At 56.2% G+C, this 15985-nt stretch carries 11 protein-coding genes and 3 pseudogenes; 3 read left to right on the top strand and 11 right to left on the bottom strand.

Translation table 11 applies throughout. From position 1 onward, the window contains the following. Positions 1–128: 128 nt before the first annotated feature. From IB265_RS27700 to IB265_RS27665, 8 genes and pseudogenes are all read right to left on the bottom strand, one after another. Positions 129–934, bottom strand: a pseudogene (locus tag IB265_RS27700) (IS3 family transposase); the annotation flags it as partial. Positions 935–1204: 270 nt separating this feature from the next. Next, entirely contained in the window at positions 1205–2854 is a 1650-nt protein-coding gene (locus tag IB265_RS27695; protein WP_192495467.1) for an IS66 family transposase, read from the bottom strand. Between the two features lie 64 nt (positions 2855–2918). Then, positions 2919–3272 (bottom strand): IS66 family insertion sequence element accessory protein TnpB, encoded by a 354-nt coding sequence (gene tnpB / locus IB265_RS27690; RefSeq protein WP_192495466.1) that lies wholly within the window; start codon positions 3270–3272, stop codon positions 2919–2921. Further along, positions 3269–3715: a transposase gene (locus tag IB265_RS27685; protein ID WP_192495465.1), complete on the bottom strand. Its 447-nt coding sequence runs from the start codon at positions 3713–3715 to the stop codon at positions 3269–3271. The genes tnpB and IB265_RS27685 overlap by 4 nt, the downstream gene beginning before the upstream one ends. Before the next feature lie 327 nt (positions 3716–4042). Then, the gene (locus IB265_RS27680; RefSeq protein WP_192495464.1) at positions 4043–5311 is read right to left on the bottom strand and encodes a capsule biosynthesis protein; all 1269 of its coding nucleotides are present in this window, start codon (positions 5309–5311) and stop codon (positions 4043–4045) included. Between the two features lie 15 nt (positions 5312–5326). Then, positions 5327–5980: an ABC transporter ATP-binding protein gene (locus tag IB265_RS27675; RefSeq protein WP_192495463.1), complete on the bottom strand. Its 654-nt coding sequence runs from the start codon at positions 5978–5980 to the stop codon at positions 5327–5329. A gap of 6 nt (positions 5981–5986) precedes the next feature. Next, positions 5987–7264 (bottom strand): capsule biosynthesis protein, encoded by a 1278-nt coding sequence (locus IB265_RS27670; RefSeq protein WP_192495462.1) that lies wholly within the window; start codon positions 7262–7264, stop codon positions 5987–5989. Beyond that, positions 7242–8549, bottom strand: a complete 1308-nt coding sequence (locus IB265_RS27665; protein WP_246806057.1) for a hypothetical protein — start codon at positions 8547–8549, stop codon at positions 7242–7244. Before IB265_RS27665 ends, IB265_RS27670 begins: the two co-directional genes overlap by 23 nt. On the opposite strand from IB265_RS27665, the pseudogene IB265_RS36970 reads away from it, so the two are divergent. Then, positions 8527–8949 (top strand): annotated as a pseudogene (locus tag IB265_RS36970) (IS110 family transposase); the annotation flags it as partial. The gene IB265_RS27665 and the pseudogene IB265_RS36970 overlap by 23 nt on opposite strands. Before the next feature lie 55 nt (positions 8950–9004). Further along, positions 9005–9210: pseudogene (locus IB265_RS36965) on the top strand (IS5/IS1182 family transposase); the annotation flags it as partial. 152 nt (positions 9211–9362) lie between these two features. Here the strand turns inward: IB265_RS36965 and IB265_RS27655 are convergent. After that, positions 9363–10187: a bifunctional 2-polyprenyl-6-hydroxyphenol methylase/3-demethylubiquinol 3-O-methyltransferase UbiG gene (locus IB265_RS27655; RefSeq protein WP_192495460.1), complete on the bottom strand. Its 825-nt coding sequence runs from the start codon at positions 10185–10187 to the stop codon at positions 9363–9365. Positions 10188–10400: 213 nt separating this feature from the next. On the opposite strand from IB265_RS27655, the gene IB265_RS27650 reads away from it, so the two are divergent. Further along, the gene (locus tag IB265_RS27650; protein ID WP_309140487.1) at positions 10401–12581 is read left to right on the top strand and encodes a glycosyltransferase; all 2181 of its coding nucleotides are present in this window, start codon (positions 10401–10403) and stop codon (positions 12579–12581) included. A gap of 294 nt (positions 12582–12875) precedes the next feature. Here the strand turns inward: IB265_RS27650 and IB265_RS27640 are convergent, their stop codons facing one another. Together IB265_RS27640 and IB265_RS27635 are read right to left on the bottom strand one after the other, a co-directional pair. Beyond that, the gene (locus tag IB265_RS27640) at positions 12876–13970 is read right to left on the bottom strand and encodes a hypothetical protein (protein WP_192495459.1); all 1095 of its coding nucleotides are present in this window, start codon (positions 13968–13970) and stop codon (positions 12876–12878) included. Further along, entirely contained in the window at positions 13967–15901 is a 1935-nt protein-coding gene (locus IB265_RS27635) for a glycosyltransferase family 2 protein (RefSeq protein ID WP_246806068.1), read from the bottom strand. Before IB265_RS27635 ends, IB265_RS27640 begins: the two co-directional genes overlap by 4 nt. Positions 15902–15985: the final 84 nt, after the last annotated feature.

The following is a 15985-nucleotide window of genomic DNA, read 5'->3' as shown; positions in this document are numbered from 1 at the left end:
TGACCCAAGGGGTATCTTCAGAGCCGGAAACCGGCCGGTCTTTGATTGGAATCGTGGCCGGCTTCAAATCGGAACGGTGGCCGGATTTTGATCGGAATGGTGGCCGGCTTCAGATCGGAATCCGCAACCCGTATTGCCATCGGCTTACCGCGCCACTCGATGATCTGGTTCAGGCTGCGGATGACACGCTCGGCAGGTAGCGAGAAATCCACCTCGATGCCCAGCCCCTCGCGGTTGAAGTCGTCCAGAACGTTCAACAGGCGGAATTGCCTGCCATCCTCAAGACGATCCGCCATGAAGTCCATAGACCAGACCAGGTTCGGTTTCTCCGGTACGGCCAGAGCATCCGGCTTCTCGCGCCTCAACCGCTTGCGTGGTTTGATCCTGAGGTTCAGTTCCAGCTCGCGATAGATGCGGTATACCCGCTTATGGTTCCAGCGATGCCCCCGGACATTGCGCAGGTAGAGAAAGCACAGGCCGAAGCCCCAGCTCTTCTTCGCCCGCGTCAACCCGATCAGGAGATCGGCGATCTGCTCGTTCTCCTCGTTCAGCTTGGCGCTGTAACGATAGCAGGTTTCGCTGACACCAAAGGTGCGGCAGGCGAGTGCAATGCTCACCCCGCGCAACGCCACCGCTTTCCCGGCCATCTCCCGGCGTTGAGATGGCCGCGTCACTTTTTTCCAAGAGCCTCTTTGAGCAGTTCCGCCTGCATGCTCATCTCCGCATACATCTTCTTCAGCCGACGGTTTTCGTCTTCAAGAGCCTTCATCTGGCTGATCATCGACGCGTCCATGCCGCCGTATTTAGCTCGCCATTTGTAAAACGACGCCGTGCTCATCCCGTGCTCCCGGCATAGATCAGGCACGGGAACGCCGCCCTCCGCCTGGCGCAGGATTGCAAGGATTTGCGGTTCGCTGAATCTGCTCGTCTTCATCAAAATCTCCTCGATCATAAAGCCCGAGAAAATTCTACTTTTGAAGTCCGTTAATTGGCGGGGGGATTACCATAGAAGCTCGCTTCGGCTTCACAATGTGCGCTACCGATATCCGACCGCCAACCGCCAACCCCTTACGCCAGACGAGATGAGCGAACGGCGAGTGTGCAGTATGCGGCGTCTCCACCCCATTGATTTTGCGGTTGCAACGGTCAGGTCTATCGCTTGCGGATGTCCCGTGAGCTCATCGAAGAGTCCCTGACGAGCTCACTATGAGGCGCTGGTCCGTTGCGCGTAGGCCCATGGCATGAGGGCGTCGATATCTTTCGCGAGATGACCATTGGCCAGGCTGATGAAGAGATCTCGCAGGTAGGCGTAGGGTTCGACGCCATTCATTTTGCAGCTGCCGATCAGGCTGGCAAAGCGGGCCCAATTTCGGCCACCCTCGTCATGGCCTGCAAACAGCGCGTTGCGGCGGTTCATGGCCGGGCTGCGTATGGCGTTTTCGACCAGGTTTGAATCGATGTCGACGCAGCCGTCATCGAGGAACAGCCGGAAGCCGTCTTGTCGTCTCAGCATATAGGCCATGGCCACGCCGAGGTCGGACTTGCGCGAGACGCGCGCGGCCTGCGCGGACAACCAGGTGAAGAACTCATCGACTAGCGGACGGGACAGGTTCTGGCGCACAGCCTGGCGGTGTCCGGGATCACGGCCTCGGATGCTGTCCTCGATTTTGTAGAGAGCGGCGATACGCAGCAACGCCTCGTCGACGATGGGCGAACCCTTCTTCGGCTTGGCCTTGATCAGTTTTCTGCGGCCATGCGCCCAGCAGAAGGCCAGCTTCAACGGATCGCCGCCCGTGCGGTCCGGCGTGGCGAGGTGCGAGTAACCACCATAGGCATCGACTTGGATCGTGCCGTTGAAGCCGTCGAGGATTTCTGCGGCATATTCGCCGTTACGCCCGGGCCGATAATGGAACACCACGCCCGGCGGCGCAGGCCCGTTCCAGCCACGATCGTCGCGCAGCATAGCCCAGAGATAGCCGGTCTTCGTCTTGCCGCGCCCGGGATCCAGCACCGGGGCCGTGGTCTCGTCGACATATAGTCGTGAGCTACCCTGTTTCAGAACCATGGCCATGTGGTCGACCACCGGCGCGATCGCAGCACCCGTTCGGCCCATCCAATCGGCCAGGACCGTGCGGTCGATCGGCACTCCGTGTCGGGCCATGACTGTCGCCTGACGGTTGAGCGGCATATGTTCGGAATGCTTGGACACGGCGACCTGGGCCAACAGGGCTTCGGTCGGCCAGCTACCTTCCAGCAAATGCGCCGGCGCTCTGGCCTGAACCACGCCCGTGCGGCCCTTGGGACAAGCGTATTTCGGGCGGATCGTGACGATCACCTGGTAGCACGCCGGAATTTGATCGAGCCGTTCCGTCCGATCTTCGCCGATCCGAACCATTTTGCCGCAACCACAGGGGCAAGCAATGCTGTCGGGCTCGATCACCCGCTCGACCCGCGGCAGGCCCTGCGGCAGCGCGCGCGTCTTACGCTGTTTGCGAGGGACGTCCTTGCCGATATCGGGTCCGCTCGCCGCGATCTTTTCCTCGACGACGGCGATCTTTGCCTGTGTTTCGGCAATGGCCGTCTCCAGGTCCTCCAGCGCCAGTTCCATCTGCGTCGGATCCAGCTTTTCCGATTTCGGCCCGAACTTCGTGCGGCGGTAGTCCTGAACCTGGCCCTCAAGCCTCTCGATCAGTTCCTTCAGCTCGGTGATGAAGGCGTCCTTTTCGGCCACCACCGCCTGCTCATGCTGACGTGCCGCACGCTCCACCGACAGCTCGAACTGCACCGCCGCAAAGGCGTTCAATACCTCGACGGGAAGGTCCGGGAACTGGCTGAGATCGATGGGCTGCGACATGCAGCTTCATAGCAAATCGAAGCAGAAAAGCCCAATAAAACAATGCCAAAACCGAACAGGTGAGTCATCCTGCCGCAGTCGGCGCTGTCACCCGCTGCGCCATAACCCGTCGCCAATCAAGCCCTTCGAACAAGGCTTCGTATTGAGCCCGAGAAAGACGCATCGTTCCATCCTGCACCTTGGGCCAGGCAAAGTTTCCCTGCTCCAAAACCTTGTAGATCAGCACCATTCCGGTGCCATCCCATACCAGGATTTTCAAACGATCCCCGCGCTTCGACCGGAAGACCACGGTGACCCCGGAATGCGGATCAAGCTTCAATTCGGTCTGCACCATCAATGCCAGCGCCTGATGGCCACAGCGGAAGTCCACCGGCCGCGTCGCGATCAGGATCGGTAAGCGTTGGCCCGCGACGATCATGCTGTCCCTCGCATCGCTCGCACCAAGGCCGCAACCCGATCAACCGGCACATCGCCGGGAACCCTCACCACCAGGTCGTCGCCTATTTCTACTGTCATAATCCCTGAAGTGATCTCGACCAGCTCCGGAACCGGCGATGCATCGGCAGCCTCCTTCGGTTCCGTTGCGATCGCCAGCGGCACAAAGGCAGGTTCGACAGACCCGTCCTCAATGGCTGGCATCAGTTCGGCAGGCAGCGCCAGAAGACCCTGACGTGCTTGTCGTCGCCAGCAAGAAAGCTGATGCGCAACGAGAGCATGACGACGCGCAACGTCAGCGACCCGAACTCCAGGCTGAAGGCTCTCCGCAACAATCCGCGCCTTCACAGCATTGGGCCATCGCCGGTTTCCACGACGAGGCTCGACAATTTCACAGCGCCCAACAAATCCCTCACCATCTGCCATGCCAAATCTCCAGCTCTTGCCGAAAACCTTGTGGCAGATGCCTCAATGCTCAGAAACACACGGAATCAATGGGATGTAGGCGGCGCATACAGTGTGCAAAGCCATCGTCGGATATCGGTAGTGGACATAATGAACAATGAACTGCTGTGAGCTTACGTCAGACGATCCCAGCAAGGCGGACGTCACCGTGAGGATACAATACCCCGTGTCAGTCAGTGCCAGGAAAGGTATCGGGCTCCGCCCGACAACCGACAACCCGAGAGCATATCGCGATTTTTAAAGTCAGTTCGGCCTTGCCTGCATCTAACCGACGAGGCGCCGCCCCCGTCAATTCAACCGGGAACGGCCCACGTGGAGCAAGCCCAAAGCTGTTCCCCATGCTATGAGGCTAGCCACAAATATTATACCTATCCAAAAGATTCGCTTCGGGTACCCTGATTCGTCTGGCAGAGTAGGCGATAGAAATGTATCGAGATAAACAAGTTGCTGTTGGCTGACGAATTTGACTTGTTCGAGAGTCCGAACAGCAGCCGAAAAACCTTGTTCCGCAAGCCCTTGCTCAAGCTCTAGTTGAGATAGTTTGGCGGAAATATTTACGAGGTTTTCGTCGCGTGCAGCGTCACCTGCGATTTTTGCCTTGAGTTCATCTATTTGTTTCTGTTTGCTGGCGATTTCTCGCTGCAGAAGCAACATTTGCGGTGCACTCTTCGAGACGTTTTGGGGTTGCGAATTGTATCGCTGCTGTAGACCGAGCATCTCTTTCTGAAGATTGCCGATGAGAACGTCCAGCATCGTCGACGAACCTTGCACGCTCAGAACGCCATACTTGTTTCGGGCGTTTAGAAGATCCTCGCGTGCATCCTGAAGTCTCGCGCCGGCACTCTCCAGGTTAGCACCCGCAGTTTCGAGAACATCCTTCCAGATCCGATCGTTGACAGCGTTGACCATCTTTTCTGAAAGGGCGACTACATGACCGAGGATGTCCCGCGCGTCGACGGCGGAAAATGCGCGTACCTTAAGGGTCACGATACCACTGCTTGGGTTAATACTCGTCGTAGTCATACTTTTCCAATATGACAGCTTTTCTTCTGCGGTTTCATCCACGTCCAGCCTGGACCAGAAATCAATGTTCTCACCGCTGTAGAACTTGGTTATGTCAGAGAACTTTGCCAGCTCATTCAGGAGTTCGTTGCTGCCAATGTAGTTTGTGACGATCTGTGTATCCTGTGCAATCTTCGCCGCTGGCAGGCCCGTCACTTTTGCCATCTGGTCCCTGCCCAAAGCGGGTGTTGAAGAGCGCAGAATAAAGCGGGCCTCAGACTGATACTGATCAGTCGCTATCATACCGAAGTATGCAATTGCGAGCGCATTAGGGACAACAAAAATCACGATTGTCGTCACTACCAGCGCTGCGGCGAAAAGACGATCACCGAGGCGTGGGCGCAGGCCAACCGCTTTGAACAAGTTGCTTCTGTTCGAGGTCGCTAGTCGAAGTTTGCGTGCCGTTACCGACAATTGGGTAGTTAGTGTCCGACTGTACTCTTGGTAGGCACTTCTGGCGTCGTCTGAGGAGATGCGGGAAGATTTGTCGCTCATAAGTTTCTTCCCACCCTATCGATTGAGACGGTAATAAGCCTCGATCGCGGGCTCAACGTGATCAAACACCATCATCTTACCGTCAACGAGCACCATAGCTCGGTCGCAGTAGCTTTTAATGGTATCCATGAAGTGCGATATCATTATTATGTCAGCGCTTTTTCTCCGGTTCTCGAAGGCAAGACGACAACGTTCCTGGAAGCGTGCATCGCCAACCGCGGTAATCTCATCCACAAGATAGCATTCAAATTCAATTGCCATAGAAAGGCCGAATGCAAGGCGGGCTGCCATGCCCGACGAATAGGTGCGAACTGGGGCGTAAATGTAGTCGCCGAGTTCCGCGAATTCCTCTACAAAGTCGCTGACGCGTTTCGGATCTTCGCCGTAAGCCCGCGCCACGAAGTTAAGATTATCGCGCCCAGACATATTCGGATGGAAGCCCCCGGCAAAGCCGAGCGGCCATGAGACGCGCACATCCCTCTTTATGCGACCGGAATTCGGGAGGATTGTACCGGCAATCATTCGCATCGTCGTGGATTTTCCGGCTCCATTGACGCCTAGCAGGCCGAATGAATATCCGCTGGGAAACTCAAAACTCGCGCGGTCAAGTATCACTTTCTTGTGATTCAAGGTCTTGAAATGTTTCGAGACGTTATCGAAGCGTATCATCGTCGCCTAAAGCCTATGATCTTCGATAGACGCCCAAACCAGTACCATCGTTGCCCAGAACATAAGTAAACCCAGTCCCGCTATTAGAGGCGTAGATAAGCGCCGAGGATAGAGCGACTCCTCAGGCATAGACGGAGCCACAAAGACCATAAGGTAAAGCGCCTTGCGTAGCGAGGCGGTAATAGCTGAGTCGTAGCTTTTACGAGAGGTCTCATAGAGCTTTTCAGCAATGAGGCGGCTTGTCTCGAGCTTCGAGTATCCGAGGATTGCGCTCGTGACAGCGCCGCTCTCTTCACCAGTCAACGATGCGCGTAGGCCAGCAACTTGCTCGTTGAGGCTCTTTTGCATACGAGCGAGGTTCTCGTAGGCTGGGGACGTCTGGCTCTCCGACTGGGAAAGCACGAACATCCGCGACTCTACCTCCAACTTTTGTCCCAAGAGCTGTGTCAAAAGTTGGCTCGTGCTTTGGGCCTGCATGCCAGGGTTGACCAATCCAGCCTTCGCTTGGAATTCTCTCAAAGCATTCAGTGTTTCAGAGTAATTGATGGCAGTGCGCTCTACTTCGACACGTATGCTCTTGATTAGATCTTCCTGGGCTCTCTTGTTTAACTCGTTTATCAATGCTTCGCTCTCGCGGACTATCGCCTCGGCTAGAAGTTTAGAATCGTCCGGCCGAAACGTCTGCACTCGTAGAGTCACAATCCCAGAAGGGCCGTCTATGTAGGTAAAGACGTGTCTTTGCCAATACGCGAGAAACTCTTCTTGCGGCTCTGATATGCGAAATCTGGAAAGAAAATCGACACCTTCTCGATCGAAGATTGCACGGTAGTCGACGGTTAGACCTATTCGTCGCAGAAGTTCAGGTGACTGAATGAAGCTTGTGACAATGTAAGTGTCTTGCCCAGCCGCGTTCATGGTGAGCACAGAACCTTCAGCATCATCGCTCTTGACGCCCTCTGCAAGGGACCGCACTGCGAATCGAGCCTCCGCGATGTACTGATCACTGGCTACGAATGTGAAGTAATATAAAATTGCAGCTAGCGGAATGAGCACGACCGCGACAAAGGAGAGGAGCGTGCCCGATACTCTGCCACCGGGCTGAGGCTCTAAAACAATGTTTCCGAAGGCTCTATCGGCGTTGTTGGGGCGTCCGCTCTCCTCTCGACGTGCGAAGTTGCGGATGTGCTTCACCAGCGGCGCCACGCGCGCCACCAGCAACTTGCGCAACTCGGTCGACGTACCTTCCTCCACTTTAGCTAATTCAGTTTTCCTTCGACTTTGCATGCGTATCCTGCGTGGAGAGAGCGGCAAACTTGATGGCTCTTCTGACATAGTGGTCGAAAATCAGATCCTCTTCCAACAATAATTCGGCGATATTAAGTGTGCTCAATGTGCTTGCTAGCCGATCAAGTTGTGCGTGACGTGCAGGCAAGACCTCGTCGGAGACGGGTATTTCCAGGACGGACGAAAGTGTTCTCTGAAACGCAATTAAATCGTCAACATGGCCAATGACGGAAAACCGGGACAAGAGATCGATTGCGGGAGCAGCGTCCCTTCGAGTGACAGTCTGCTCGAACGAAGTGGCCGCGAATTGCCTAGTCATAGGAGATCGCAAGACTCCAGTAACCTTTCCGGGAGCCCTTTTTAGCAGCCGCTTCAACGCATCGGCATCCTCAAGGTTGGCATCAGCAAAATACTCCGCAGCTGGCTTGAGTATCATCTGATCCCGAGGCCCTAAGAACGGCAATGCCATAGTCGCCATACGTTTCAGTAGGAATATGCGAAGGCCCATTTCATAATAGGGGTTATGCAGCAATACCACCCCCTGAAAGCCGTTGGCGAGATAATTTTCATAGTTCTTCATAAGAAGCCGACCGCTGAGATAGACCGACTCCATAAAGGTCATATGAAAGGCTTGCTGAGACGTCTCGTGGCCGAATCTTTCAATCGAATCGAGCCGGTACTGAAAGAAATCGCCGCAGCTCTCGTCGAACTTTCGCATAGGAAAGAGTTGCGTTTCCAATCGAAACACTTTTTTCTGAACAGGCGAGTCAATCTGCGCACGGCGATACACTAACACGCCGGTTTTGGCTTCACGGATGGATAGCCTCGACCGGTAGCCGAGGTGGGGAATCTTGTCCGAATCCAGACGAAACCCCACGCGCCCGGTCTCGTGCCGCCCCGATGAAACTACGGCTGGGCGCAACTGATCGCAGGGGAAAACGCCCAAATTGTCATCCCTGTCAAAAACTGCAATCTGGGACACGTCAGAGAATCCGTCTGGTATGACGTAACCTTCCAGCACGTCCCCGTGGTCGAACTCAATGTTGAATAACACGGTCGGTCTTGCACTCCACCATTGCGCAACAAGGGCGTAAAGACTGACGACACGAAAAGCAAGCGCCTTTACTAGGCCCCGCAAACTCACAAACGGGATTTGATAAGCGAGCAGATGATGATTATCGGATGGCCCGCCCCTCTCTGGAGCGATCCGTGAGGATTTGCTCCGTTTGGAACGAGAGAGGAACAAACCGATGTTGATATTTGTGCTCGGAATCGATCTTGGCAAGAACGTCTGCAGCCTCGTCGTGCTCGACGAGGGGCGGCGCAGTGCTTCTGCGCCGGCGCCTCCGTCGCGATGGCGTTTGTGGACTTTGTCGGCAAATGGAGCCTTGCATTGTGGCGATGGAAGCCTGCTGCGGCGCGCATCACCTTGGGCGAGTGTTTGGTGCCAGAGGTCACACAATCCGGCCTATATCGCCGGAATATCTGCGACGACCACGATGCCGAGGCGACCACGGAAGCCGCAACGCGGCCGACGTTGCGGTTTGTGTGGGGCGCTCGCGCCTGATGGCGGAGCGCACGGCGCGCTGATCAATCACCTGCGCGCATTGTTGCTCGAGCGCGGCATCGTCGGTGCCCAGGGTCGGCGCAAGGTGGAAGATGTGCTTGGCGTTTTCGCCGATGAGGACGATGTGCTGCGCAAGGAGGGTAGCTTCGATCCGGCGACCGCGGCGGCGTAAACGGGCTTGGGCCAACATTCCGGCAAAACGGAAGCAAGGCCAGCTTCTCTTCCGCGCATGGGTCTATCGCCAACGCAATCCGATCGATCGCTTCTTCAACAAACTCAAACGTTCCGCGGCATCGCAACTAGATACGACAAAGACCCGCGCAACTTTCTCGCCGCCATCAAGTTGGCTGCAACACGCTTCGGGATCAGGTCGTCATAAGTCCATGTCCTAGAGTCCCGCCCCTTCGTGCAAGAGCGCGCTAAAGCAGTCCAACGTGTCGCCGTTCCAACTTTGCCCGCCCCAGCGCAGGTGATGCGAGTCTGGAATATTGCCGCTCACCCTGTGACGGCGCCGTTCTGCTGTACCGGGACTTAGTCCCCCCGAGCGAAAATAGAAAAGCTTGGGCCGCCGGGATGATTGGGATTGTCATGCTCGATCGATATGTTTCCGAGGCCGAATGCCCGGAGCAGTTCGATGATGTCGGCCTTGCGCATCCAGTAATGCTTGTCCTTCAAACCTCCGCAAAAGACTGCGTTCTTGTTGGCGTCCTGATAGTGACGCTCGTAGTAGTTGACCTCTAAGCCATCGATGTTCCGAGTTTCATGGGATTCGGAGAAGGGTGCCCGGCGCACATCGGTTCTAGGCATAGCTTCATCATCGAAATAGTGCGTCCAGATAAAGACCGCCCGAGATTGAGCGGCTAGCGCTCGCAAGAAATCGGCAGGATCGGGCATATGATAGAGGACACCGGAAGCTATAGCGAGATCGTACGGTTCGCGCGGCAACTTAAGCCATTCCTGAATATCACCGAGATAGAACACGGCTCTTTCTGTGTTCATGATCTGCTTCGTGACCAAACAACGGAAGAAACAGGGCTTATTCGCCTCAATCGCCTCGATGACCGACGGGTTCTCTTTACTCAATCTGTACGTGTGCATGCCTTCCAGAGGTCCCACCTCGAGGACGCGCTTGCCGCTCATGTCACCATATTTCGAGATAGCCCATTCGAGGCGGGGATCGGCGTAGAGATGATGTGTCCCTGCAGTTAAACCGAATTGAGGGGGGAAGGCGGAGTTCCAACCGGGCAAGGCGTCGATTGCCTTTTGGTGGGTTGGCAGGCCCGCTTCGTACTGCTCGAACGATTCGTTTACTACGGCTTGTTTCTGGGGGGAAAGTTTCTTGAAAATACTAAACATAGGTTTGGACTACCTATAATGATGGCGCGGGAATCGACGGTACCCATTGTCTTCTGATGCGTCCTATTCCTGTGGTTAGTCAAGCACTTTTCCCAAGCTCGACAGTCTGCGATGGTTCGGAAAAATCGTACACGCAAGATAGATTTGGGTGTAAATCCGATGCGCATGGCGTAAAGCGCGTGTCGCGCATTGAGGATTGATGGAGAATAGCTGGTGGTGCTCAAGCTTCTACCGAACGATGACATTGAATTCATCGAGAACCTCCCTAATGGCTTCCAGCGATGGAGTTCGACAGGCGCAGACCCCGCGTTTGCGGTGAGCTTCGGCCTACTCAGGGATCGGTTCGTGGTGGTCGAGTTGAATGCCGCCTCCGAGGAACTTCTGGAGCCGAAGATTTATGTCAATCGCGGCAAGGGCTTCCGTGAGGAGGACGCAGTCACGCTGGGGGTTGGCGGACGTTTCATGTGCTCCCTTGATGTAGGAAGGGTCGGGACGGTACGTTCGTTCAGGCTGGATCCGTGTTCTAATGCGTCGATCTTTGATTTGCGGATTCGGTCAGCGGGTTCGATTGGCGAAGTTGAAGCTCATCTTCAGCGATCTGAGTCGGCAGCGGAACGCGCTTCGATCTCCGGTCTCCCACGCTTCTGGCTCAAGGTCCCAAGACTGCTGCCCAAGCGCCGAGAACGGCTGAAACAATTCTCCGACGCAACCTACGGACTGGCGCGAGACCTAAAGCCGGTCCCCCACACATCGAGCGCCCCATGGCTCAGCATCATCGTTCCCGTTTACAACAGTTCGGAAGCTTTCCTTGATCAGCTTCTGAAGTCTTTTCAAACGCAGGATCAGAAAGGGGTGGAACTCATACTCTCCGATGATGCCTCAACCTCGGACGAAACGCGGCGTTGGCTTGAAAGAAACAGCGGCCAGCCAAAAGTCAGAGTGGTATTCAACGAGAGGAATGGTGGGATTGCATCATCAACGAACGCAGGTCTCGCTTGCGCGTCCGGAGAATGGATCACCTTTCTCGACCACGACGACATGATAGCGCCTTACGGGCTAAAAATGATACGGCGGGCTTTGACGGAAAACCCCGACACTGTGTTTCTTTATACCGACGAAATCGTGATCGACAAGAAGCTGAAACCAATCAGTGCAATGTTGAAACCTGCCTACGATCCGATCCTGCTGACCGGAGTGAACTACATAAATCACTCGTCTGTCTACCGCCACGATCGACTGAAGGAACTTGGATATCTGCGTGCGGGTTACGATGGCTCTCAGGATTACGATCTCGTTTTAAGATATTTGGAAGGGCAAGCGGTCGAAAATGTGCTGCATTTGCCCTATCCGGCTTATTGGTGGCGGTATATCGACAACTCTTATTCGAAGGTTCATTTGGCGCGTGCAACGGACCACGCGCGCGCGGCGATCAGAGACCATATCGAACGCAAAGGCATCAAAGTTGAGGTCCAGCCCGCTTTGAACAATGCGCTACATCGGGTCCGTTTTGACGGCGTTGGTGGCAAATGGCCGCTCATCTCGATCATCATTCCCAACAAGGATAGCCCTGCCCTGATACGCAAAGTCCTACACGATGTCTTCGTCAGGACCGATTATCCTGACTACGAGGTCATCGTTGTCGATAACGGTTCTGAGGATGATGAGACGGCCCGTATCTACAAGGAGTTCGAAGCGGCACATTCGAATTTCCGCGTCGAGGCGTTCGTAGAGTCATTCAATTTTTCGAGGTCAATTAATCGCGGCCTGTCGGTTGCTCGCGGCGACCACTTTCTTTTGCTGAATAATGATATCGAAGTCATAGCGGACGACTGGTTGAAGGAAATGGTGTCTTGCCTTTCATTCGCGGCGGCCGGCATTGTTGGAGCTAAACTTCTGTATCCAAATGATAAAATGCAGCATGCAGGTGTGATAGTTGGGCTAGGCGGATTGGCAGGGCATTGGTATCATAACAGCCCGCGTGATTTCGGTGGCCCAATGAACAGGCTTCATGTGAGGAACTCTCTCACCTGCGTGACAGGGGCAGCCATGCTGCTTTCTGGCCAATGCAGGTCAGTGGTTGGGGCATGGGATGAATCGCACTTTGCAGTCGCCTACAATGATGTCGACTATTGCTTGCGCGCTCACAAGGCGGGATTCCGAATTGTCTGGACCCCCTTTGCGTGTATGTACCATCATGAATCCCTTACCCGCGGACCCGAAGAAGGGAGCGAAAAGCAGAAGAGATTTAACCGTGAGAAGGAATATCTGCGCGAGATTCACAATACCACCGACTTCAGGGATCCGGCGTTTAACCCTGGCTTTGCGCGCGATCACAGCGTACCACGAATTGCCATCCCGGAAACTCTGCCGGCTGCGCGCAAATGGTGGGCATGAGACCGTCTCATCCAGCTGCTACGTCTACAAAAATTCGCATTTATAGAGCAGACCCAGAGCGCATCTCTCCTCACCACCCGCAGATTCACCGCCCATCAGATCAGCATCCGATGATCTCCTATTTCTGCGCCGCCGCGATCGCCGGATCGAAGCTACCATCCTTGCGCAGCACCGCCCAGACAATACGCGCCAGTTTGGCGACCAGCGCCACGACGAAGATGTTTCTTGTGTGCCCGTTCCAACAGACCACGGGCCCATCGGCGTATCCTGAGCCATGATGCGCGAAAGTGCGGATCACTGGTAGAGGATGTCAAGCCCGCCGTCAGCTCCCGCAGCCATTTTCTGGACTACGCGCCGTGTCGCGACTACGGCTTTTGCGCGGAGCTCTGGGTGATCGACAAGTCGAACTATCGAAATCCGCCATATATTGGCACTATAGGGGAGGAGAAACTCGCCATTTCGATCGGGCGAGCCATACGCCACGCCCTCAGAGAACACACCAGCCGCCTGGTAACGCGCTATATCGATCCGCTTTGTTGGCGCCCGACTATCATTCACATGCGACGGTGACAAGGGAACGAGCATGATGTCGATGCGGCGCCCTTTCGCGTCGGCAAGGTAATCCATCCATGGTAGCTGCTCACGAATCTGCACTCGATCTAGCCCCTGCCAAATCGTTCCAGCACGTCGATCCGCAAACACCTCGAACCGCGCCTGTGGACGCTCGCGGAGAACATCTGCAATTATTGGCCTCAGAAACCGGTGCTCTTCAAGGTGAACCCCTGTCGCGTGATAGGCGATCAGCACCTCACCGTTATCCAGGTCACGCACTTCGGCATCGTTATCCACACTCGACCAAAGCGCACTTGGTGGTGCAGGCGGCAACACCGGGACCTTCGCCTCACCCAATCGCGACGCAAGGGATGGAGTGGAAGCCCAAATGATATCAAGATGACGGTTGAGGCGACGGAGCGGCCATAATGCGCGGTAGCAGAGGAACAACCGATAGAAAAAATCCGCATCCTGTCCCGTCACGACCGCCGGAATGTCGTCATCGACAAATAGCGCGACGCCCGACAAGCGGGACGCGTTGCTCTCAATCCAGCTCAGGACAGACGTTGACGCATACCGGCATATGATAACGAAGGCTCCGTCGGCATCCAGAACTGGCATTTCGCGGCCGCGAATGTCCGCCACCTCATAGGTCGGCATGCCGGGTGCCTGAAGACGCGCGGCGAGGTAGTAATCGAAGGTGGGGTTCGGTATCCGCCCAAACACGATGATCCGCTTCACCGGCCGCCGCGGACGACCGGTGGTACCCTCCCGTAGCCGCGGCTGAGGCAGCCGCCGCTCGATCCAGCGGGCTAGACGTTCGCGCGCGCTGCTCAAGCGCTCGCCCTCGCAGCAAGACTTCTCGGATGGGCCTCGAGAACGAATTCTTCGGCAATAAGCGAGAGGTTCGGATTGTAGTATGGATCGGCTTTCAACGTATCGCTCCAGCGCTCATGCATGGCTCGCTCCTCCTCCGCAAAGCGCTGAAGCTTTTGCGGCGTGTCGTCGGCTCCACGCGAGACGCTCTCTCTATGCAACATCGCCGCCTCTGGCGTCCAGACAATACGGAAGCCCACTTCCCGTAGCTTCAGGCAGTAGTCCACATCATTGAATGCGACCGTCAGCTTTTGCTCGTCCATGCCGCCCAGGCGGCGCCACAAGTCCTTCCGCGTCAACAGACAGGCTGCAGTGACAGCCGACATATCGCGCCGTTGCCGGAGAAGCCCCCTGTCGTCGTTACCCTTCGGGTCAAGAAAGTGAAAGCTGTGTCGGGCGACCGTGCCTGCGCCAAGCGTTACGCCTCCGTGCTGAACGAAGCCATCGGGAAACAAAAGCAAATTGCCGGCGGCGCCGACCATTGGATCATCAAGCTCACCTGCCAAGCACTCGAGCCACTGGCAATCAATTGGTTCAACATCATTGTTCAACAAGAGGATGAGGTCACGCCGGGCGGCATCGACGCCAATGTTGCAGGCACGGGAAAAGTTGAAAGCTCCCGGAAGAGGTATCCGACGGATGAGTCCTGACTGCTCATATCGCGATAACAAGGCCAGCGTGGCTGGTTCGGCGCTATCGTTGTCGATGACGATGACGTCAAGATCCGCCGGTGCTGTGTTCTCGAAGAGACCTTTCAGACAAGCCTCCAACAAGTCGGCCCTGTCGCGCGTCGGAATGATGACGCTAACGGCCGGGCGTTCGCGTTTGGGCTGAACGATCGTGTCGCGAAGGTCGCTCCGGCGGCAAGATGGCCCTCGATGCAGTAGCACTCTCGGCAGATGCATAACCGTTCCGGCCGACACCTGAGCCATCACGAGAACAATTTCGGCGGTGGATGCGCTTTGCAGAGAGACGCCATCTGGGATGCTGGCCAAGCGAAGAAGAGCGCCCTCCAGGGGAAGCCATCCCGAGCGGACGAGTGGCTCATTCCAGGCTGGCTTGAAGAACGGGGCAACACGCGCGCCGCGGGTATCGATCTGATCTTCGTCGCAGTAGACGACCGCGACGTCGGTGGAGAATGCAAACGGACGCGCCAATCGCTCCAAGGCCCTTGGGGCGACGCGCATTCCCGCCGGAAGCCGTAGCCATAAGAGATCGTCGGTCGCCTCGCCTCGCTCGAGCATCTGGTCGATCTCTGCCGCGGACACTTCCTGAAAGACTCGCCATGTCTGGGTTTCGAGCGATTGTCTGGTCTCCGCGACAGCGGCCGCATCGATGCCTTCGATCGAGACGAGGATCCGTGGCCTTCGCGGCCACGCGCGCGCATCATCATCCGTCTCGCTTGCCTCCGCCAGCGCTTGGGCTTCGACCCAGTCACGATAGTCTGGGGCGGAAAGGGCGTCGCATTGCCGAACGAACCGAAACTCGGCTCCCTTTCTGTTACCCGCGAGGAACAGTCTGATAATTTGCAGGAACGCCAGGGTTCGCCGGAATGCGATCAGGAGTGCCGCCTCGGCGAGAGACAGACGGCGGATCTTGATCTGCGGTTCAGTGCTTGCTGAATCGTTTGCGGTTGCGACGTCAGGCACCAAAGCCACAGCTTCAAGTTGCACCGGAGTCCAACCGTAGAAGCGCCCCCGCCCTCGCCCATCAATTAGGAACGAACGGAAGACCGTATGGGGCGTCCGGTCACGGCGCTTAAAGGCAACCTGTGGCCGGCGACCAAGGCGGTTGTCGGGATCACAGACCAAAAGCGTAATCGGCCGATCCGCGTAATGCGTGGGGCCACGCCTCAACGCGACCTCGATCTCATTCTGCGATGGCTCGACCATCTGCTCCAATCCATCACCGCCTGGCGGGTATTCAATTCTCAGTCGAGCCATTGCCATCGCAGAAAAATGGATTGGAACGCAAGC

The organism is Ensifer sp. ENS10 (genome assembly GCF_014852025.1).
GTDB lineage: Bacteria > Pseudomonadota > Alphaproteobacteria > Rhizobiales > Rhizobiaceae > Ensifer.
This window is presented reverse-complemented; position numbering and strand designations above follow the sequence as displayed.